This is a genomic window from Kribbella sp. CA-247076, assembly GCF_050942445.1.
Classification (GTDB): Bacteria; Actinomycetota; Actinomycetes; order Propionibacteriales; family Kribbellaceae; genus Kribbella.
In genome coordinates this window covers 1180494-1199818 of record NZ_CP192051.1, presented here as the reverse complement: position 1 = coordinate 1199818, position 19325 = coordinate 1180494, and the positions used below count along the sequence as shown (strand labels likewise).

The window sequence follows — 19325 nt, the reverse complement described above, 5'->3', positions numbered from 1 at the left end:
GAGCTGCCGAGCTGGTGGTTTACCAGATGCGGACTCGGTCTTCGGGGGCGAGCCACATGCCGTCGGAGGCGCTGGTGGCGAAGGTTCGGTGGAATTCGTCGATGTTCTTGACGACCGCGTTGCAGCGGAACTCCGGCGGCGAGTGGGGGTCGATGGCGAGCCGGCGGGCGGCCTCTTCCGGGCGGGTCTTGGTGGACCAGGCGGTGGCCCAGGAGAGGAAGAAGCGCTGGCTGCCGGTGAGGCCGTCGATGACCGGGGGCTCGGCGCCGTCCAGGGACAGCTGGTAGGCGACGTACGCGATCGACAGGCCACCCAGGTCGCCGATGTTCTCGCCGAGGGTGAGTTTGCCGTTCACGTGCTGGCCAGGCGTCTCGGCCGGTGAGAGTACGTCGTACTGCGCGACGAGCTTGTCGGTGCGCTGCTCGAAGGCGGCGCGGTCGTCGTCGGTCCACCAGTCGTTGATGTTGCCGTCGCCGTCGTACCGCGAGCCCTGGTCGTCGAAGCCGTGGCCGATCTCGTGCCCGATGACCGCACCGATCGCGCCGTAGTTGACCGCGTCGTCGGCGTCCAAGTCGAAGAACGGCGGCTGCAGGATGCCGGCCGGGAAGACGATCTCGTTCATCCGGGGGTTGTAGTACGCGTTGACCGTCTGCGGCGTCATCTTCCACTCGGTCCGGTCGACCGGCTGTCCGAGCTTGGCGAGCTCGCGCGCGGTCTCCACCGCGACCGAGCGGCGCACGTTGCCGACCAGGTCGGCGGGGTCGACCTCGAGCGCGCTGTAGTCCTTCCACTTGTCCGGGTAGCCGATCTTCGGCAGGAAGGTGCCCAGCTTGTCGAGCGCCCGGCGGCGCGTGTCCGCGCCCATCCAGTCGAGCGTGTCGATCCGCTGCCGGTACGCCTCGACCAGGTTCGCCACCAGCTCGACCATCCGCGCCTTCGCGGCCGGCGGGAAGTGCTCGGCGACGTACAGCTTGCCGAGCGCCTCGCCGAGCGCGGACTCGACCACACCGACCCCGCGCTTCCACCGCTCGCGCAGCTCCGGCGCACCGGTCAGCGTCCGGCCGTAGAAGGCGAAGTTCTCGTCCACGAAGGCCTTGCTCAGCAGCGGCGCCGCGTCGTGCACGACCCGCCAGCTCAGCCACTCCTTCCACCGCTCGAGCTCGACCTCGCGCAACGCCGCGGCGGCCGCGGTGAAGAAGTCGGGCTCCCGGACGACGACCTGCTCGATCGCGGTCGCCGGTACGCCGGCGCCGTCGAGCCAGCGTGACCAGTCGAACCCCGGGGTCAGCTCGTCGAGCCCGGCCCGGCCGAGCTTGTTGTACGTGAGCGTGACGTCGCGGTCCTTGACCCGGTCCCAGTGGCCGGTGGCGATCCGCGTCTCCAGCTCCATGATCCGGGCCGCGGCGCCGGCCGGGTCCGGCAGGCCGGCGAGCTCGAGCATCCGGGTGACGTGCGCGACGTACGCCGTACGGATCTCGGCGAAGGAGGCCTCGCGGTAGTAGGACTCGTCCGGCAGGCTGATGCCGCCCTGCATGAAGTACACGATGTATTCGTCGGACTTCTTCGCGTCGGCGTCGATCCAGGTGTGGAACACGCCGGACACGCCCTGCAACTCGAGCGTGCCGAGGGCCGCGACCAGGTCGCCGACGTCTGCGATGTCGCGGACCAGGGCGAGCTGGTCGGCGATCGGCTCCGCACCCCGCCGCTCGATCGTCTCCTCGTCCATGAAGCTGCTGTAGAGGTCGGCGACCTTGCGCGCCTCGCTGCCTTCCGGATGACCGGCGGCGACGGTCTTCTCGACGATCGCGCGGACGTCCTGCTCGGCGGTGTCCGAGAGCGCGTGGAAGGCGCCGTAGATGGCCTTGTCCGCCGGGATCTCGTGCTGCTCCAGCCACGGCCCGTTCGCGTGTCGGTACAGGTCGTCCTGCGGCCGCACGTCGCCGGACAGACCCGAAATGTCGATCCCTGCTGTCATCCCTGCCCCTACTCCTTCAGCGCGAGAGCTTGCTGCCAGTGACAGTACCCGCTGGCCGCGATCGCGGCTTTGAACTATCCACAGGCCCGTGCCGTTCAACCCGGTAAAAGAACATCCGGATCAGGAGGGACCCGCCAATGCCACGCCTCGTCCGCCGGCTCACCGCCGTCTCAGCGTGCCCGCGCTGATGCTCGGCCATCCATGCCGCCGACCTGAGGACCGGTCGGGGCCGGGTGATCAGCCAGGGCCCGGGCACCGGCTCACTCGGGATGAAGGTGGACCGCAAGGGCCGGCTGTTCGTGGCCGGCGCGGCCGGTGGGAACGGCCGGGTGAAGCCCGTGTTCTACAAGGTGCCGCTCGGCCGTCACGGCAAGCTGCCCGCACAGTCCGCGGTCAGGACCATCGCGTACACCGGCGAGTACCGGCACGGCCTGCTGGTCATCGGCACCACGCTGTACGTCGTCCAGAACCGGCTCAACCGGATCGCCGTGCTGAAGCTCAACCCGTCGGGCACCCGCGGTCGGCTGGTCGACCGGATCACCAGCCCCGACTTCGACGTACCGACGACCGCGGCCGCGTTCGGCAACCGCCTCTATCTGCGAAACGCCCGCTTCAACGTCCAGCCGCCCCTTCCGACCACGCCGTACTGGGTCACCGCGGTCGAACGCTGAACCGTTCACCTGTACGGCGGGTTGTCCTACGGTGAAATCTCTTAGGGGAGGAAGTACTCATGTTCATCCGTAGACTCACGGCCCTGCTCGGGCTGCCCGCACTGATCCTCGGCCTGACCACTGCACCGGCGTCGGCGGCCTCGACCACTGCCGGCGGGGGCAAGCATCTCTTCCCGACCCGCATCGAGCTGCCGAACGGGTTCCGGCCCGAGGGCATCGCGATCAAGGGCACGACCGCGTACTTCGGCTCGCTGGCCGACGGCGACATCTACGCGGCCAGCCTGCGGACCGGCAAGGGCAGAGTGATCAGCCAGGGACCGGGTACGCCGTCCGTCGGGCTCAAGATCGACTACCGCGGCCGGCTGTTCGTCGCCGGCGGACCGGCCGGCACCGCGCGCGTGGTCGACAGCCGCACCGGCAGGATCCTGGCGAACTACCAGCTCGCGCCGGGCGCACCGACGTTCGTCAACGACGTGGTCCTCGGCCGGAGCGCCGCGTACTTCACGGACTCGCAGCGGCCGGTGATCTACAAGGTGCCGTTCGGCCGGCACGGGAAGCTGCTCGGCCAGTCCGCCGTCCGCACGATCCCGCTGACCGGTGACTACGTGCACCAGCCGGGATTCAACGCCAACGGCATCACCTGGACGCCGGACCGCCGCGCACTGATCATCGTGCAGTCGTCGACCGGTCTGCTGTTCCGGGTGCACCCGTGGACCGGTGTCACCCGGCAGGTCGACCTGGCGGCCCAAATGACGAACGGCGACGGCCTGCTGACGATCGGCCGGACGCTGTACGTCGTCCAGAACCAGCTGAACAAGATCGCGGTCGTGAAGCTGAACAGGTCCGGCAGTGCGGGCTCACTGGTGCGTGAGATCACCAGTCCGGACTTCGCCGTACCGACGACCGTGGCCGCGTTCGGCAAGCGGCTGTACCTGCCGAACGCCCGCTTCGACATCCAGGAGCCGTTGCCGACCACGCCGTACTGGGTGACAGCGGTACGGCGCTAGCCGCGCACGCAGCCGGGGTGGCGTACAGCCACTCCGGCTGCAGCCGAGGTCAGGACACCGTGCGGAGCTCTCCCCGCGCGGCGGCCTTCAGACGGCTGCCACAGGACAGCCGGACGGAATAACCGGCCGGGATCGAGAGCGGCTCGCCGGTCTGCGGGTTGCGGCCGGTCCGCGGCGCGCGCATCACCCGCTCGATGCTCAGCAGGCCGGTCAGCGACACCTTGTCACCCTTGTGCACGGCTTCGGTGACGACGTCGCCCAGTGCGTCGAGGACCTTCTCGGCCTGGTTCCGCGGGATCCCCGCCTTCTGCGCCACGCCGGCGATCAACTCGTTGCGATTCACGGCTCTCCTCCGACTCGTGCCGCCGGGCGGCACCTGGGACGCCGCCTGGTCGATCGTCAGCACCTTATCCGAAATGATTGTCGTTAGCGAGAGCGCCCGCATTCCGGTCAGCCGGAGTGCTCAGAGTCCGTCCCGGTCGTGCCAGTGGTTCTGCCATCGCTCGTCGATCGCATCGTCGGCCCGCTGGTAGCGAATGTCGGTGGACAGCCGGATGTCCTCGGAGACGTTGTCGAGGGCGGCGTGGATGGTGTGAGCGGTGTGGATGACCACGTCACCGGCCGCGTAATCGGTCACCAGCCACCGGGCGTCGTACTCGTCGGCCTGCCCCGGCAGGTCCGCGGTGATCGACGCAGCCGGCCGTTTGAGCCGTCCAGCCGCCTCTTCCTCGCGTACGCGGTGGTGACTGCCCTCCAGGTACGTCAGCCCGCCGCGGGCCACCGGACAGTCGCCCAGCGGGATCCACGCGGACAGCACCTGATCACTGCCTTCCCGGAGGTACACCAGGTCGTAGTGCGCCTGCGTCGCCGTACCGATGCCATTCTCACCCGGTGCGGTCTGCCGGATGATCTTCCGTTTGTGCAGGAACGGCGCACCGCCCAGAAACCACTCGAACCACCCCTTGACGGCCGGCTGCGCGCAGAAGGCCGCGTACTCCGACCCCGGCACGATTTGGTCGAACAGCACCTTCCGGTACGACGCCCTGTCCGTCACCGCTCCCGTCAGTCCGAAGTAGTACCGGCGGAAGCCGTGCACCACCTCGGGATCCAGCAACCCGGTCAGGAAGAGGTATCCGTCCCGGCGCAGCCGCTCACGCAACCGCGGCAGGTTCGCACGATCCCGATCCGGTACGACGCTCAGGTCGCCGAGTCGCTGTGGGGACTGATCGAGCACATAGCCGTTGGATGTCAGCACGCACCCATTCCACCCGCGCCCCGCCGCCCACCGGAATGGACACGGACGACCGGTTCTTGGACTCTTGTGACGTGCCCAACTGGTCGACCTACCTGACCCCAGGTCAGTCCGAGCGTCAACTTGGACTCTTCTGCCTCGGCGTCGGCGAGCAGGAGAACCGTCCCGGCGCCACTCCGGAACGCGCACTCGGCTGTCACGCGCTCGTCTGGATCAAGGAAGGCCGCGGGCATCTGCTGCACGGCCCGGACCGCCAACTGTTCGAGGTCCAAGCGCCGGCGATGCTCTGGCTCTACCCAGGCGTCCTGCACGGCTACCGGCCCGCTACCCGCTGGCGCCAGGCCTGGACCCTCTTCAGCGGGCCCGCCACCGCAGCACTCACTTCACTCGGCCACCTCGACGTCACTGAGCCAGTACGCCGCTACACCGATCCGCGGCCGGTGGACCGCGCGTTCACCCGACTCCTCCGGGTCAGCACCACGCACAACGCCGTACAGACCGTTGCTGCGCTCTATGACCTGCTCGCGCAGACTGCACCGCCTCCCGACGACGACGTGGCCGCTCAGTTGGCCGGGCTCGCGTGCAGGCCGTTGAGCGTCGACGGCTACGCCGCGGAGCTTGGACTCAGCGTGAAGCAGTTGCGCGAGGCCGTCCGGCGTACGACGGGCTCCACGCCGCAGGAACTGGTCTTGACCACAAGACTCAACACCGCCAAGGCCCTGCTCGCGGAGGAGGACCTGCCCGTGGGAGCGGTCGCACGGCGGGTCGGGTACGACGATCCGGCGTACTTCACCCGGTTGTTCACCGCGCGGGTCGGGCTGTCGCCACGCGCGTTCCGCCGATCTGGTTCGATCTCGGCCCGGATTTCCTCCTTCTGAAGGAGGCGCAGTCGACGATCGGACCGGTAGAACCGTTCAGTGGGGTGACGTGCCGGGCACCGGACCCCGCTACGGTCATGGGTATGAGTCAACCGCAGCCCATCGACCCGCGCTACGTGAACCGGCCGCCGGCCAAGCCGAAGAAGCGGCGCAACTGGTTCCTCCGGACCGTCGGACTGATCGTCCTGCTGTTCGTTCTCATGCTGATCGCGGTCCCGCTGTACGCGTGGAGCCGGATCGACAAGATCGACGCGATGCCGACCGGCGACCGACCGGCCGACACGCCCGGTACGACGTACCTGATGGTCGGCTCCGACAGCCGCGACGACCTCAGCCGGGCGGAGCGCGCCCGGCTGCACACCGGCGGCGAGGCCGGCGCCCGGACCGACTCGATCATGCTGATGCACGTCCCGGAGTCCGGCCCGACCGCGCTGGTCAGCATCCCGCGGGACAGCGTCGTCGACGTCCCCGGTCAGAAGAACAAGCGCAAGATCAACTCCGCGTACGCGCTCGGCAAGGGCAATCCGGCACTGCTCATCGAGACCATCGAGGGCGCGACCGGTCTGCGGATCGACCACTACGTCGAGATCGGCTTCGGCGGCTTCGCGTCGATCATCGACGGTGTCGGCGGGATCGAGATGTGCTTGCCCAAGGCAATGAAGGACGACGACGCGCACATCGACCTGCCGGCCGGGTGCCAGGAGCTGGACGGCGTGAACGCACTCGGGTACGTGCGATCCCGGAAGGCGGACGGCCAGAACGACTTCGGCCGGGTGCAGCGGCAACGCGAGATGGTCGGCGCGGTCTCGAAGAAGATCGCCTCGCCGTCGACCGTGCTGAACCCGGTGCGCTTCTACAACGTGGCGACCAAGGGCGTCGACGCGCTGACCGTGGACCGGGATATGGGCCTGTTCGACTTCGGCCGGTTCGCGCTCGGGATGCGGGCGATCTCCGGCAGCGGCGGCGTCAACCTGACCGTCCCGATCGGTGACGACAGCTACCGGACGGCCCAGGACGGCGTCGGCGTCCGCTGGGACCGCACGAAGGCGCTGGCCTTGTTCAAGGCCCTCAAGGACGACAACACCAGCAGCCTGAAGAGCAGTTGATCGCCCTGGTCCACGCAGTGGTGAGCCTAGGCATGCTGGTCATCGTCCCCCTGGGTCTCACCCTCCTGCCTGCCACCATCGGAAGAGCCACCGGCGCGCGCTGGTGGCTCTTCTTCGCGGTGCCCGGAGTCGTCTCCCTGTGGCTTCCCCGTGGGCCCGTGTCGATCGTCCTGGCCTCGATCTACCTCGTCGGAACGCTGGTGCTGATCGGACTCGCCGCCCGCGACTTCCTCCGTCACAGACGTCTCCGCCCGCGCGAGCTCGCCCTCTACACCGCCCTCGTCACCCCGTCGATCGCCGCGCTCGCACTGGTCGCCGAGCGGTCGTCGTACGAACTGTTCGGTTTCACCCTGACCGTCCTCTCGCTCACGGTCGCCCATTTCCACTTCGCCGGCTTCGCGGCCGCGCTGATCGCCTTCCTCGTCGCCGGCCCGCGCACGACCGCCGGCGACGCGGCCGCGATCAGCGTCCCGCTCGGCACCGGCATCGTCCTGCTCGGCTTCTTCCTCGGCGACCCCGTCGAGCTCGCGGGCGCCGCCGTACTCACCGCCGGCATGTGGCTCGTCGGCTGGAACCTGTGGCGTCGATCGCGCCACACCGACCGGACCACCGCCGTACTGCTCACCACCTCCGCCGCGGTCCTCGTCATCACCATGCTGCTGGCGCTGAGCTGGGCCTTGGGTCACGTTGCCCCGACGCCCTACCTACCGTTGGAGTGGATGGTCGCCACGCACGGCCTGGCGAACGCGGTCGGCTTCGCGCTCTGCGGGGTACTGGCCTGGCGACGACTGCGGAAAGAGGCGGGATGAAGCTCGAGGACCTGGAGCAGTTGCGGTTCACGTACGACGCGATCGGTTCCACCCGGTACGACGAGACGCCGCCCGGCTACCACCGGATGGAGTACCAGGACCGGCTCGGCAAGGGCGACGAGGTGTTCCACCGCGCCGGCGAGGCGCTGCTCAACTGGCGGATGCACCGCACCGCCGGCATGCCGGTCACCGCCACCGACAGCCCGGCGGTCATCGGCACGAACTCCCTCGGCCGCCTCGGCGCCGGCATGGTCATCGGCCGCCTCCGCACCGTCAGCCCGATCGGCCAGGTCGGCTTCCCGGTCCCCTGCCGCGTGGTCTGGACGGTCGACGAACCCGACCGCATCGGCTTCGCGTACGGCACCCTCGAAGGCCACCCCGCGTCCGGCGAGGAGTCCTTCGTCGTCACCCGCGAACCCGACGGCATCCACTTCACCGTCCGCTCCTACAGCCGCCCCGCCACCTGGTACACCCGCCTGGGCGGTCCCGTCACCCGCCAAGCGCAGTACCAAGCCGCCCGCCGCTACACCAAGGCCCTCACCCGCCTGGCCGCCCCATAGCAAAGGCCCCGCAAGCTCATACCTTGCGAGGCCGCCACTTTTCTACCAGCCGTATCAAGCGCGCAGGATGACCAACACGCCAACACGACGAGACGATCGGCGGTCGCCTCCCGGGGTGCGCAGGTGCGGGTTGTGCTGGAATGCTGTGCCGGGTGAGTCCTAAGACGTTGACGGATCTGGTGGCGGCCGACTGGGCCGAGGCGTTGGCGCCGGTCGAGGAGACGGTCGCGCGGATGGGCGAGTTCCTGCGCGCCGAGATCGCGGCCGGGCGGGGGTACCTGCCGGCGGGTGAGAACGTACTGCGCGCGTTCCAGCGACCGCTCGGACAGGTGAAGGTCCTGATCGTCGGCCAGGATCCGTACCCGACCCCGGGTCACCCGGTCGGCCTGAGCTTCTCGGTCGCGCCGGACGTCCGGCCGATCCCGCGCAGCCTGGCCAACATCTACCGCGAGCTGATGGCGGACGTCGGCGTACCGGCCCCGTCGAACGGCGACCTGACCCCGTGGGCGGACCAGGGCGTGCTGATGCTCAACAGAGTCCTGACCGTCCAGCCCGGCAAGTCCGGCGCCCACCGCGGCAAAGGCTGGGAAACCGTGACCGAGCAGGCGATCCACGCGCTGGTCAAACGCGGCGGCCCCCTGGTCGCGATCCTCTGGGGCCGAGACGCGCAAACCCTCAAGCCGATGCTCGGCAGCACGCCGTACGTCGAAAGCGCCCACCCCAGCCCGATGTCCGCCGACCGAGGCTTCTTCAACTCCCGCCCCTTCAGCCGAGTCAACGCCCTTCTGGCCGAGCAAGGCGCCACCCCAGTCGACTGGCGCCTCCCATAAGTCAGCCTTGTTAGGAGCCGGTGGGTTGGGTGGTGCCGGTCCAGCTGTGCCATAGGTGGGCGTAGCGGCCTCCGTCGGCCAGCAGGGAGGTGTGGGTGCCGGACTCGACCACCCGGCCGTGGTCCAGGACGACGATGCGGTCGGCCTGCTCGGCCTGCGTGAGTCGGTGTGCGACGACCAGCGTCGTACGGCCCTCTGTGGCCGCAAGGCTTGCCCGCTCCAGCTCGCGTGCGCCCGCGCTTCCCGCCTCAGCCGTCGCCTCGTCCAGGACCGCGATCGGCGGGTCAGCCAGCACCAACCGAGCAAAGGCGACCTGCTGCGCCTGCGCACCGGTCAACTGGTGCCCTGTCTCGCCCACAACCGTGTCCAACCCGTCAGGCAGCGCACGAACCCAGCCGAGTGCCCCGACGCGTTCCAGCGCAGCCGCAACCTCAGCATCGGTCGCAGAAGCCCGAGCGAGCCGCACGTCGTCCACCAACGGCCCGGAGAAGACGTGCACCTCCTGGCTGAGCAACGCGACCTGCGCACGCGTCCGATCCTCGCCCAGCGCGGTCACCTCCACCCCGCCGAGCCGCACCACACCGTCCGTCGGCATCAGTACGCCGGCCGCGATCGCAGCCAACGTGGTCTTCCCCGCCCCCGAAGCACCGACCAGCGCGACACGCTCCCCCGGCTCGAGCCGCAACGAAACCCCGTCCAGCACCCGCGGCCCGTCGTACGCGTGCCCCACCCCGGCCAACTCCAGCGAAGCGTCCCGTGGCACCCGCACATCCCGCGGCGCCTGCACCGGTGGGATCTGCAGTACGCCGGCCAGCCGAGCGAGCCCCGCGGCCGCGGTCTGGATCTGGTCGAACTCCATCAGCACGACGTTGACGGGGTTGAACAGCCGGTGGAAGTAGAGCGCGGCCGCGGTGACCGCGCCGATGCTCACCGCGTCCTCGCGGACCAGGAAGAAGCCGGCCACCAGGATCGCGGTCAGCCCGGTGAACTCGGCGTGGTTGATCCGGGCCGAGAAGAAGCTGAACAGCTTGAAGACATGGATCGAGATGTCCCGGGCGACCCCGGAGGTGGCGCCGATCTTCTCCAGTTGCCGGTCCTCCAACGCGTACGCGCGGACGGTCGCGCTGCCGCGCAGCGACGAGATGATCGCCTCGGACCGCTCTCCCATCGCGATCCGCTCCTGGCCGTAGAACGGCGCCGATCGCCGCAGGTACCAGCGCAGCGCCAGCAGGTACATCGGTACGGCGAGCAAGCCGGCCAGCCCCAGCCGCCAGTCCAGCGCGAACATCCCGCCCACGGTGAGCACGATCGTCAGCGTCGCGCCGAGCACGGACGGACCGACCTCGGTCAACGCCGACGCGACCGACGCGACGTCGTCACCAACCCGGGAGAGCAGGTCACCCGTCCGTACCTTCTCCAGCACCGGGGCCGGCAACCGCAGCACGCGGTCGAGCACCTGCTCCCGGATCCGCGCCAGCACCGTCTCGCCGACCCGCGCGACCAACGTCACGCCGACCGCGGTGAGGACGCCGGACAGGACGGCGGCGCCACCGATCAGCAGCACCACCCGGACGATCGCCGACCGATCGCCGCTGCCGGCGATGTCGTCCACGAGCACCCCGAGCGCCCACGGCGCGACCAGACCGGCCGCGCTCGCCCCGGTGATCACCACCGCGGCGATCAGCGACAGGACGGGCAGTCGCCGGATCTCCTGCCAGAGAACGGCCCAGGTCGCCCGCGGTCCGGCGATCGGCAGCAGGCTCATCGCAATACCGCTTCCTGGTAGGCGGCATCCTCGACCGCGAGCCCGGCATGCGTGCCTTGGGCAACCACTGAGCCATCCGCCACCACGACCACCCGGTGCATCTTGCCGAGCAGCGCCGGACTGCTCGTGAGCACCAGCGTTGTCAACCCCTCCCGGACCTCCGCGAGCCCCTCGGCCAGCAACTCCTCGGTGACCGCGTCCACCGCCGTACTCGGGTCGTGCAGCACCAGCACCGGGGGCTCGGCCAGCAATGCTCGGGCCAGACCGAGCCGCTGACGTTGCCCACCCGACAGCGACTGCCCGCGGTCGGCGAGCGGACGGTCGAGGTCGTCGATCAGGTCCGCCGCGCCGGCCGCGGTCATCACCCGCTCCAGCTCCCCCGACTCGACCAGGAGGTTGCTCCGCAGCGTCCCCTCGAACAGGTCGGTGTCGTGCTGCTCGAGCAGGACGGTCCGGCGTACGGCGTCGATGTCCAGCTCCTCGAGCTCCGTACCACCCACGAGCACCCTGCCGGTGTGGTCGGGAGCCCGCCCGGACACGACGGTCAGCAAAGCGTCAGCGTCCCGCGGGTCATAGCAGAGGACTCCGACGAGCTCCCCGGGCCGGAGGGCGAGATCCGTTGAGCGCAAGGACTTGTAGGACACGTCCACCAGCTCGAGCAGCGGCTTCGTCGGGTCCAGTGTCGTCGACGTGCCACTGGCGATCAGTGGTGGCGACGACAGCACGGAAGCCAACCGCCCGGCCGAGGCCCGGGCCATGGCCAGGATCTGACTCGTGTACCCGAGCGTCCCGACCGGCTCCGCCACGAACTGCGCCAACCCGACCACTGTGATCAGCTCACCGATGGTGATCCGGCCGGTCAGTGCGAACCAACCGGAGACACCAGCCACGGCCGCCAGCAACAGACCGCTCAGTGCGGTGGTCACACCGTCCTGCAGGCCGTTCGTATTCGCCGCCCGCAAGGTCGCATGCAAGGTGTCCTGGCTGGACCGCCGAAACCGCGCGGCCGCGTTGTGCTGCGCACCGATCCCGCGCAACGTCCGCAGTCCGCTGACCAGATCCGTTGCGAGCGCGGTCGTCGACGCCACCGCCTCCTGCTGACTCGACGTACGCCGCGTCAACAGCGGCGACAGAGCCTGGATCCCCAGCACCAGCAGGGGTACGCCGACCAGCACGCCGAGCCCCAGTGGTACGTCGATCAGCAACAACGACACCGACGACACGATCAACGCCGTTGACGCCGCGACACCGATCGAGACGGCCCGCATCACCAGCGCGGCCTTCTCCGCGTCGGAGGTTGCGATCGACAACAGCTCCCCGGACCGCAGACCGGTGCGATGACCGCGCGGGTCGAGCACCCGCCGGGCGATCTCCAGCCGCAGTGCGTGCGTCTCGTACTCGATCGCGCGGACGACCTGCCGCGCACCGGTCTTCCAGGCGTTCGACAGCACCGCGAAGAGCACGATCATCATCAGTACGCACCAGATCAGCGGCTCGACCTCGCCAGTGGCGACGGCGCGGTCCACGAACAGGCCGATCGCCACCGGCACGGCCGCCTCGGTCGCCTGGTGCAGCGACAGCACCAGCACGCCGACGGTCATCCGGCCGCGGTGCCGCCGGACGGCACGCCACAACAGTTCCCCACTCGACATAGTTAGGTCACCCTAAACCAGCCGAAGCGATTGACACCGCCGCGCGTCCGCCGTACGGTCGCGCATCAATAGGAAACTTTCCTAACAGTTGCGCAACTCCGCGCGGCGGCGTCATCGGGAGCAGGAACGGAGGCAGGGTTGTCCCATGGCCACGACATCGGGCACCCCCGGAACGCCCCGCCTGCTCCGCGCGATGAACGACCGCGCCGCCCTGGATCTGCTGCTCGCCCAGGGACCGTTGTCCCGCACCACCCTCGGCCACCTGACCGGCCTGTCCAAGCCGACCGCGTCCCAGCTCCTCGCCCGGCTGGAAGCGGCCGGCCTGGTCGTCGCCAGCGGGACGACCGCGGGCCGGCCCGGGCCGAACGCGCAGCTGTACGAGATCAACGGCACCATCGCGTACGTCGCCGGACTCGACGTCACGCCGGCCCGGATCCGCTCGGCGGTCGCGGATCTGACCGGCCGGGTCGTCGGCAGCTACGAGCTGCCCACCCCCGGCCGCAGTGCCAAGGGCACGGTCGAGCGGGTGCTCAAGGCAATCGACGGCGCCCTCGGCGAGGCCGGGCTGAACCGGAGCCGCCTGCACCGCGTCTCGATCGGCACGCCGGGTGGTTTCGACCCGACGACCGGCCGGCTGCGGTACGCCACCCACCTCCCCGGCTGGCACTCCCCGCACCTGCTCGACGAGCTGGCCGCGGCCGTCGGCGTACCGCTGGAGGTCGAGAACGACGTCAACCTGGCGGCGATCGCCGAGCAGCGGATCGGCCAGGCGAAGGACAGCGACAACTTCGTGCTGCTCTGGGGCGAGGAAGGTATCGGCGCCGCGGTCGTCATCAACGGCCGGTTGCACCGCGGTGCCACCGGCGGTGCCGGTGAGGTCGCCTTCCTGCCCCTGCCCGGTACGCCGCTCGTCCGCAACGTCAGCCGGAACAACGCCGGCGGCTTCCAGGAGCTGGCCGGTGCCGAGCCGATCCTCGAGCTCGCGCGCGAGCACGGCCTCAAGGCCCGGACGGCGGAGGCCGCGATCACGGCCGCGCTGCGGACCGAGGGCGCGGGCGACGCCGTACTGACCGAGTTCGCCCACCGGCTGGCCGTCGGTCTGGCCGCGATCGTCGCGGTCGTGGACCCGGAGCTCATCGTGCTCGCGGGCGGCGTGATCACCGCCGGCGGCGAGCGTCTGCGCGGCCTCGTCCAGGACGAGTTGGCCGAGCTCGCCGTACCGCGGCCGCGGCTGCTGATGACCGCGATCCACGACGACCCGGTGCTCGCCGGCGCGCTGCAGTCCGCCCTGACCACCACCCGAGACGAAGTCTTCGACACACTGACAGGGGTCACTAGTTGAAACTCACGGTCGTAGGGGGCGGATCCACCTACACTCCCGAGCTCGTCGACGGATTCGCGCGGCTGCGTTCCTCGCTGCCGGTCAGTGAGCTGGTGCTGGTCGATCCGGATCAGGACCGGCTCGAGCTGATCGGCGGCCTGGCTCGGCGGATCTTCGCGAAGCAGGGTCATCCAGGGCGGGTGGTGACCACAGCCAACCTCGACGCGGGCATCGACGGCGCGGACGCCGTACTGCTGCAACTGCGCGTCGGCGGTCAGGCGGCACGCAACGAGGACGAGACGTGGCCGCTCGAGTGCGGATGCGTAGGTCAGGAGACCACCGGCGCCGGCGGGCTCGCGAAGGCGCTGCGGACGGTGCCGGTCGTGCTCGACATCGCCGAGCGGGTACGGCGTACCAACCCCGACGCGTGGATCATCGACTTCACCAACCCGGTCGGGATCGTGACGCGGGCGCTGCTGTCGGCGGGCCACAAGGCGGTCGGGTTGTGCAACGTGGCGATCGGGTTCCAGCGACGGTTCGCGCGGCTGCTCGGGGTCTCGCCGGAGCAGGTGTCGTTGGACCACGTCGGCCTCAACCACCTGACCTGGGAACGCGCCGTACATGTCGATGGCGTGGATGTGCTGCCGAAGCTGCTGGCTGAGCACGCGGACTCGCTGGCGGACGACCTGAAGCTGCCGGTCGAGGTACTGGTGCAGTTGGGCGTGGTGCCGTCGTACTACCTGCGCTACTTCTACGCGCACGACGAGGTAGTGCAGGAGTTGCTGACCAAGCCCTCGCGGGCGGCCGAGGTGGCTGCCTTGGAGAAGCAGTTGCTGCTCATGTACGCGGATCCGTTGCTGGACGAGAAGCCCGCGTTGCTGCAGCAACGTGGTGGTGCCTACTACTCGGAGGCCGCGGTGGCGTTGGCGTCGTCGCTGCTGAACGACACCGGCGACGTCCAAGTGGTCAACACCGTCAATCGTGGGACGCTGCCGTTCCTGCCGGATGATGCGGTCATCGAGGTACCCGCGGTGGTCGGGGCCGACGGTGCTCGTCCGGTCGAGGTAGCGGCCGTGGAGCCGTTGTACAGCGGGCTGATCAGCCATGTGACGGCGTACGAGCAGTTGGCGCTGGAGGCAGCCGTGCACGGCGGCACCGAGCGAGTGTTCAACGCGTTGCTCGCGCATCCCCTGGTCGGTCAGATCTCGGTGGCGCGGGCCCTGACGGACAAGTTGCTGGCTCACAACGCGACGTACCTGCCGTGGGCGCGGTGATCGTCCCGGGCGGCGTCCTCGCCTTCGACGCCGGCAACAGCAAGACGGACGTCGCCCTGGTCGCGGCCGACGGATCGGTCCTGGGTACGGCGCGAGGCGGCGAATTCGAGCCGCAGAACGTCGGGGCCGCCGCGGCTGTGGCCGGGTTGGAACCGCTCGTGGTCGCGGCGGCCGCGGCGGCCGGGCTCGCGGTCGGCGACATACCGCTCGTGCAGGAGATCTCCGCCTGCCTGGCGAACGCGGATCTGCCGATCGAGGAGGAATGGCTGGCGGAGGCGTTCGAGTCCTACGGGTGGGCCGAGTCGGTGACCGTCACCAACGACACGTTCGCCCTGCTGCGGGCCGGCGTCGACGAGCCGTGCGGGGTAGCGGTGGTATGTGGCGCCGGGATCAACTGCGCGGGGCTGCTGCCCGACGGGCGGACCGCCCGGTTCGCCGCGCTGGGGAGGCTGTCAGGAGATTGGGGCGGTGGGCAACATCTTGCCGAGGAGGCGATCTGGGCGGCGGCCCGGGCCGACGACGGCCGCGGTCCGGCGACCGCGTTGGTGACTGCGCTCACCGCGCATTACGGCGTCGCGTCGATGCTGGAGCTGATGGCGGGCTTTCACCTCGGCGAGCTGCCGTTCGCGCGGAAGCTGGAGGCGACGCCTGTGCTCTTCCAGGTCGCCGCGACCGGAGACGCGGTGGCGAGCGCGATCGTCCGGCAGCAGGCTGAGGAGATCGTCACGATGGCGGTCGTCGCACTGCGGCAGTTGGAGTTACTGGACAAGCCGGTGCCTGTGGTGCTCGGCGGTGGGGTGCTCACGGCGGGACACCCGTTGCTGCTGGACGACGTCGTACGACTGCTGTCCGCGGCCGCTCCGAAGGCGGTGCCACGGGTGATCGACGTACCGCCGGTTGTCGGTGCGGCTCTCCTCGGGCTGGATCAGACGTCCGCAGCGCCGTCGGCTCAGGCGGCGCTGCGGGCAGCCTTCGCGTCCCCGTCCGGGGCTCAGGCGTTCGCGCACACGGCGTAGGCGGTGACGGACCAGTTGGCGGCGGTGCCGTCCTGGTCCTCGTAGGCCTCGACGCGGACGCTCGTCAGATCGGCACTCGGTACGACGTCGTCCAGGAGCACCTGCCCTCGGCCGAAGAGAAGCTCGTGGCCGGTACCGACGACCTTCTTCCCGGCCGGGCAGGTCGCCGTCACCGACTTGCTGACTGAGTTGGCCGGAGACGTTGCCGAGACGCGTTGAAGTCCGGGCAGCGGTTCGCCGCAGCGGGCGCTGGCGATGGCGTGCCAGTTGTCCACGCGGCCGCCCTGAGTCTCGTAGACGCCGACGGTCACCTTGGTCAGGTCGGCGCTCGGGATCACGTCGTCGAGAGCCAGTCGGCCGCCGCTCGTGGTGCTGCCCGCCGCTCCGGTCGTCACCGTCCCCGGCGGACAGGTCACGGTGACCGCCTTCTCGGACGGTGAGCTGTAGGCAGAGAACTCGCTCACCGACTGCCGGTGCGGGCCGGTGGTGCAGATGGCGTACGCGTTGAGCGTCCACTGGGCAGTGGTGCCGTCGGCGTCTTCCGCGGCGGACGACGTACCCCACTCGCGCTCGATGTGCGTATACGTCGACAGGCCGGCCTGACCGCGGGCGCCGACGAGTTCACCGCCCACGCCGAGGATGTGCTCGCCGAACGAGCACTCAGCGCTGGCGTCGGCCTCCGCTGGTGAACCGGGGCCGGAGGTGGCTTTCACTAGGTGGAGACCTGGTACGGCGGTCTGCGTCGGTACGGCGTTGTGCGTCGGTGCTGCGGTTGCGGTGGGGGCTTGGGTGAGGAGGGCCGCTCCGAGTAGGAGCGTGAGGGTGCGCGGCTTCATGGCGTCCACGGTGGTGGGCCGGTCGGCGACGTACCAGCTGTTCGGTGGTGCTTGAAAGGTCGGGCTGCAATGGTGTAATCATGATTACATGAGCACGAAGACAGAGGTTGAGCGGGTGCGGGGCTGGCTGACCGGGCGGCTGCCGGACGGGTGGTTCGAGGGCGAGCCGGAGTTGACGATCGATCGGGACGAGATCCTGATCGTCGGGCGGATCCCGGCGCCGGAGCAGAAGGGCGACGTGAGCGCGGCCGAGCGTTCCGCCGCCGAGGAGGGCCGGATCAAGCAGTACCGGGAGGACACCCGGGACCGCCGCATCGAGATCGCCCGCGAGCTCGAGCACGCGACCCGCCGCAAGGTCGCCTGGGGCGTCCTGTGCGGCGACACCCGGACGATCTTCACGTCCCTGTCCGCGCCGGTGATGACACGCCTGCGCCAGCCCGAACGCCAAGTCCTCGACACCCTGGTCGACGCCGGCGTAGCCCGCTCCCGCAGCGACGCCCTCGGCTGGTGCGTCAAACTCGTCGCCCAGCACAGCGAAACCTGGCTCGCCGACCTCCGCGAAGCCATGACCAAAGTAGAGGACGTCCGCCAAGCCGGCCCCGACACCACCAGCAACTGACCTCTGCGCCCTACAACTCCTTCACCTTCGGCTCACACACGGTGCACGCCTCCGCGCTGGGCGCGGAGGCGTGCTGATCTGGTGTGGGGTTACCGCTGGCCGCCCTGCCAGTTTCCGTCCGGCGTGGTGCCGTTCGAGTAGCCGCCTGACTGCGGAGCACCGTGCGAGGCGTGCTGCTCCTGCGCCGGGTAGTTGCCCTGGCCCTGACCCGACTGCGGGTACTGGTCCTGACCTGACTGCGGGTACTGGTCCTGACCCGACTCCTGGTACGCACCCTGACCGGACTGCTGGTACGCACCCTGGCCGGCCTGCTGGTAGGCGCCCTGGTAGCCGCCCTGCTGGTAGCCCTGGTCGTAGGTGCCGTTCGCAGCCGTGCCGTTGGCGGCCGTCGGCTTCATCATCGTGTCGCGGTCGAAGAGGTTGGACAGCGCCCGCCCAGCCATCTCGCGACCGCCGAGACCGAACGCCAGCCCCATCGCCAGCGCCGCACCGGCGAGCACGATCAGCAGCGTGTTCCCGGTCAGCTGGACCGCGATGCCGAGCTGGGTCAGCGCGGCGAAGGCGGCGTACACCAGGATCGCGTACTTGCCGACCTTGGCCAGCGTCTCGTTGCCGGTCGCACCGCGGATGATCGCGGCCAGGAAGTTCGCGAACAGCGCGGCCAGGCAGATGATCACGATCGCCGCGAAGATCCGCGGGATGTAGCCGAGCATGTCGCTCATGAACGCCGAGATCTCCGGTACGCCGAGCGCCGACGCGAACATCGTGAAGCTGATCAGGAACACGAACCAGAACACGACCTTGCCGAGCATCGCCGAAGCGGTCAGCCCCGTGCCGGACCGCTGCAGGACGCCGGACACGCCGGCCCGTTCCATCCATTGGTCGAACCCGACCTTGCCGAGCAGCTTGCCGACGAGCTTGCCGAGCACCTTGGCGACGAAGTAGCCGACCACCAGGATGACGAGCCCGCCGAGCAGGTTCGGGACGAATCCGAGGAGTTTGCCGAAGGCATCTTCAAAAGGCTGCGTGAAGTCGATCGCTAACGCGGACATCGAGACTTCCTTCCGGACTCAGGCCCGCATCCGCTGCCGCGCCACACCGCACACGACCCCGGCACGGGCGGATGCAGTGGTGTCTAGTATTCCTCGTGCCCCGCGCCGTGCCCGCCAAACCGTTGTCACAGGCATGTAAAACAACAGTTGCAACGAAAGGTCCTTGCTAAAGGCAAGGGCTGTGCGGCGACCCCGGCGGCTTAACCGGTCCACCTGGTTGAGAAACTGGGCCTATGACCGCTCAACCCGCTGCCGCGGTGATCCGGCGCGCCACCGCCGGGGACGTCGCCGGGATCGTCGCGATGATCGCCGACGACCAACTCGGCGCGACCCGCGAGTCGCTCGACGACCTCACGCCGTACCTGCGCGCCTTCGAGGCCATCGACACCGACCCGAACCAGGTCCTCGTCGTTGCCGAACGCAACGGTGAGCTGATCGGCACCCTCCAGCTCACGATCATCCCCGGCCTGTCCCGCCGCGGCTCGACCCGCGGTCTGATCGAGGCCGTCCGGGTCGCCGCCACGGCCCGCAGCTCAGGCCTCGGTACGACGCTGATCGAGTGGGCGATCGAGGAGTCCAGGACCCGCGGCTGCACCCTGGTCCAGCTCACCTCCGACAAGGCCCGCACCGACGCCCACCGCTTCTACGACCGCCTCGGCTTCACCAACTCCCACGAAGGCTTCAAACTCAGGCTCGACTGAT

19 protein-coding genes are annotated in these 19325 nt (G+C 69.5%); 12 read left to right on the top strand and 7 right to left on the bottom strand.

Annotation, left to right across the window (positions count from 1 at the left end):
* Positions 1 to 19: 19 nt before the first annotated feature.
* Positions 20 to 1975 (bottom strand): M13 family metallopeptidase, encoded by a 1956-nt coding sequence (locus ACQPYZ_RS05705; protein ID WP_433165975.1) that lies wholly within the window; start codon positions 1973 to 1975, stop codon positions 20 to 22.
* 233 nt (positions 1976 to 2208) lie between these two features.
* Here ACQPYZ_RS05705 and ACQPYZ_RS05700 point away from each other — a divergent pair, with 233 nt between their 5' ends.
* Complete coding sequence (locus tag ACQPYZ_RS05700) at positions 2209 to 2646, top strand: hypothetical protein (protein ID WP_433165973.1); 438 nt, start codon at positions 2209 to 2211, stop codon at positions 2644 to 2646.
* A 59-nt stretch (positions 2647 to 2705) separates the two neighbouring features.
* Entirely contained in the window at positions 2706 to 3653 is a 948-nt protein-coding gene (locus ACQPYZ_RS05695; protein ID WP_433165971.1) for an SMP-30/gluconolactonase/LRE family protein, read from the top strand.
* A gap of 49 nt (positions 3654 to 3702) precedes the next feature.
* Here ACQPYZ_RS05695 and ACQPYZ_RS05690 read toward each other — a convergent pair whose 3' ends face one another.
* Together ACQPYZ_RS05690 and ACQPYZ_RS05685 are read right to left on the bottom strand one after the other, a co-directional pair.
* Positions 3703 to 3996 (bottom strand): HU family DNA-binding protein, encoded by a 294-nt coding sequence (locus ACQPYZ_RS05690; RefSeq protein WP_433165969.1) that lies wholly within the window; start codon positions 3994 to 3996, stop codon positions 3703 to 3705.
* Positions 3997 to 4116: 120 nt separating this feature from the next.
* On the bottom strand, positions 4117 to 4908 hold the full coding sequence (locus ACQPYZ_RS05685; RefSeq protein ID WP_433165967.1) for a phytanoyl-CoA dioxygenase family protein: 792 nt from the start codon (positions 4906 to 4908) through the stop codon (positions 4117 to 4119).
* A gap of 71 nt (positions 4909 to 4979) precedes the next feature.
* On the opposite strand from ACQPYZ_RS05685, the gene ACQPYZ_RS05680 reads away from it, so the two are divergent.
* The 5 genes from ACQPYZ_RS05680 (at position 4980) to ACQPYZ_RS05660 (ending at position 9088) form a co-directional block, all read left to right on the top strand.
* Positions 4980 to 5783 carry a helix-turn-helix domain-containing protein gene (locus tag ACQPYZ_RS05680; RefSeq protein WP_433165965.1) on the top strand — a complete coding sequence of 268 codons (804 nt, stop codon included), beginning with the start codon at positions 4980 to 4982 and terminating at the stop codon, positions 5781 to 5783.
* Between the two features lie 83 nt (positions 5784 to 5866).
* Positions 5867 to 6889 (top strand): LCP family protein, encoded by a 1023-nt coding sequence (locus ACQPYZ_RS05675; RefSeq protein ID WP_433165963.1) that lies wholly within the window; start codon positions 5867 to 5869, stop codon positions 6887 to 6889.
* A gap of 32 nt (positions 6890 to 6921) precedes the next feature.
* Entirely contained in the window at positions 6922 to 7698 is a 777-nt protein-coding gene (locus ACQPYZ_RS05670) for a YndJ family protein (RefSeq protein WP_433165961.1), read from the top strand.
* Entirely contained in the window at positions 7695 to 8258 is a 564-nt protein-coding gene (locus tag ACQPYZ_RS05665) for a DUF1990 family protein (protein WP_433165959.1), read from the top strand. The genes ACQPYZ_RS05670 and ACQPYZ_RS05665 overlap by 4 nt, the downstream gene beginning before the upstream one ends.
* 140 nt (positions 8259 to 8398) lie before the next feature.
* Positions 8399 to 9088: a uracil-DNA glycosylase gene (locus tag ACQPYZ_RS05660; RefSeq protein WP_433165957.1), complete on the top strand. Its 690-nt coding sequence runs from the start codon at positions 8399 to 8401 to the stop codon at positions 9086 to 9088.
* Positions 9089 to 9098: 10 nt separating this feature from the next.
* Here ACQPYZ_RS05660 and ACQPYZ_RS05655 read toward each other — a convergent pair whose 3' ends face one another.
* The gene (locus tag ACQPYZ_RS05655; RefSeq protein ID WP_433165955.1) at positions 9099 to 10853 is read right to left on the bottom strand and encodes an ABC transporter ATP-binding protein; all 1755 of its coding nucleotides are present in this window, start codon (positions 10851 to 10853) and stop codon (positions 9099 to 9101) included.
* Positions 10850 to 12505 carry an ABC transporter ATP-binding protein gene (locus ACQPYZ_RS05650; RefSeq protein ID WP_433165953.1) on the bottom strand — a complete coding sequence of 552 codons (1656 nt, stop codon included), beginning with the start codon at positions 12503 to 12505 and terminating at the stop codon, positions 10850 to 10852. The genes ACQPYZ_RS05655 and ACQPYZ_RS05650 overlap by 4 nt, the downstream gene beginning before the upstream one ends.
* 145 nt (positions 12506 to 12650) lie before the next feature.
* Between ACQPYZ_RS05650 and ACQPYZ_RS05645 the strand changes: the two genes are divergently transcribed.
* Genes ACQPYZ_RS05645 through ACQPYZ_RS05635 form a run of 3 tightly spaced genes read left to right on the top strand, consistent with a single transcriptional unit; the run spans position 12651 to position 16116 of the window.
* A complete protein-coding gene (locus ACQPYZ_RS05645; RefSeq protein ID WP_433165951.1) occupies positions 12651 to 13847 on the top strand; it encodes an ROK family transcriptional regulator in 1197 nt (398 codons plus the stop codon).
* On the top strand, positions 13844 to 15100 hold the full coding sequence (locus tag ACQPYZ_RS05640) for a 6-phospho-beta-glucosidase (RefSeq protein WP_433165949.1): 1257 nt from the start codon (positions 13844 to 13846) through the stop codon (positions 15098 to 15100). Before ACQPYZ_RS05645 ends, ACQPYZ_RS05640 begins: the two co-directional genes overlap by 4 nt.
* The gene (locus ACQPYZ_RS05635; protein WP_433165947.1) at positions 15088 to 16116 is read left to right on the top strand and encodes an N-acetylglucosamine kinase; all 1029 of its coding nucleotides are present in this window, start codon (positions 15088 to 15090) and stop codon (positions 16114 to 16116) included. The genes ACQPYZ_RS05640 and ACQPYZ_RS05635 overlap by 13 nt, the downstream gene beginning before the upstream one ends.
* Here the strand turns inward: ACQPYZ_RS05635 and ACQPYZ_RS05630 are convergent.
* Entirely contained in the window at positions 16092 to 16952 is an 861-nt protein-coding gene (locus ACQPYZ_RS05630) for a hypothetical protein (RefSeq protein ID WP_433165945.1), read from the bottom strand. The two genes, ACQPYZ_RS05635 and ACQPYZ_RS05630, sit on opposite strands and share 25 nt — an antisense overlap.
* Before the next feature lie 88 nt (positions 16953 to 17040).
* Here ACQPYZ_RS05630 and ACQPYZ_RS05625 point away from each other — a divergent pair, with 88 nt between their 5' ends.
* A complete protein-coding gene (locus ACQPYZ_RS05625; protein WP_433165943.1) occupies positions 17041 to 17571 on the top strand; it encodes a hypothetical protein in 531 nt (176 codons plus the stop codon).
* A gap of 89 nt (positions 17572 to 17660) precedes the next feature.
* Here ACQPYZ_RS05625 and ACQPYZ_RS05620 read toward each other — a convergent pair whose 3' ends face one another.
* Positions 17661 to 18623 (bottom strand): mechanosensitive ion channel family protein, encoded by a 963-nt coding sequence (locus tag ACQPYZ_RS05620; protein ID WP_433165941.1) that lies wholly within the window; start codon positions 18621 to 18623, stop codon positions 17661 to 17663.
* Between the two features lie 233 nt (positions 18624 to 18856).
* Here ACQPYZ_RS05620 and ACQPYZ_RS05615 point away from each other — a divergent pair, with 233 nt between their 5' ends.
* Complete coding sequence (locus ACQPYZ_RS05615; RefSeq protein ID WP_433165939.1) at positions 18857 to 19324, top strand: GNAT family N-acetyltransferase; 468 nt, start codon at positions 18857 to 18859, stop codon at positions 19322 to 19324.
* Position 19325: the final 1 nt, after the last annotated feature.

Excerpts from the sequence above, each read along its gene's own strand:
- ACQPYZ_RS05655 (WP_433165955.1), bottom strand. The coding sequence starts at position 10,853 with ATGAGCCTGCTGCCGATCGCCGGACCGCGGGCGACCTGGGCCGTTCTC.
- ACQPYZ_RS05645 (WP_433165951.1), top strand. The coding sequence starts at position 12,651 with ATGGCCACGACATCGGGCACCCCCGGAACGCCCCGCCTGCTCCGCGCG.
- ACQPYZ_RS05675 (WP_433165963.1), top strand. The coding sequence starts at position 5,867 with ATGAGTCAACCGCAGCCCATCGACCCGCGCTACGTGAACCGGCCGCCG.
- ACQPYZ_RS05625 (WP_433165943.1), top strand. The coding sequence starts at position 17,041 with ATGAGCACGAAGACAGAGGTTGAGCGGGTGCGGGGCTGGCTGACCGGG.
- ACQPYZ_RS05650 (WP_433165953.1), bottom strand. The coding sequence starts at position 12,505 with ATGTCGAGTGGGGAACTGTTGTGGCGTGCCGTCCGGCGGCACCGCGGC.
- ACQPYZ_RS05665 (WP_433165959.1), top strand. The coding sequence starts at position 7,695 with ATGAAGCTCGAGGACCTGGAGCAGTTGCGGTTCACGTACGACGCGATC.
- ACQPYZ_RS05705 (WP_433165975.1), bottom strand. The coding sequence starts at position 1,975 with ATGACAGCAGGGATCGACATTTCGGGTCTGTCCGGCGACGTGCGGCCG.
- ACQPYZ_RS05695 (WP_433165971.1), top strand. The coding sequence starts at position 2,706 with ATGTTCATCCGTAGACTCACGGCCCTGCTCGGGCTGCCCGCACTGATC.
- ACQPYZ_RS05630 (WP_433165945.1), bottom strand. The coding sequence starts at position 16,952 with ATGAAGCCGCGCACCCTCACGCTCCTACTCGGAGCGGCCCTCCTCACC.
- ACQPYZ_RS05615 (WP_433165939.1), top strand. The coding sequence starts at position 18,857 with ATGACCGCTCAACCCGCTGCCGCGGTGATCCGGCGCGCCACCGCCGGG.
- ACQPYZ_RS05670 (WP_433165961.1), top strand. The coding sequence starts at position 6,922 with ATGCTGGTCATCGTCCCCCTGGGTCTCACCCTCCTGCCTGCCACCATC.
- ACQPYZ_RS05660 (WP_433165957.1), top strand. The coding sequence starts at position 8,399 with ATGCTGTGCCGGGTGAGTCCTAAGACGTTGACGGATCTGGTGGCGGCC.
- ACQPYZ_RS05620 (WP_433165941.1), bottom strand. The coding sequence starts at position 18,623 with ATGTCCGCGTTAGCGATCGACTTCACGCAGCCTTTTGAAGATGCCTTC.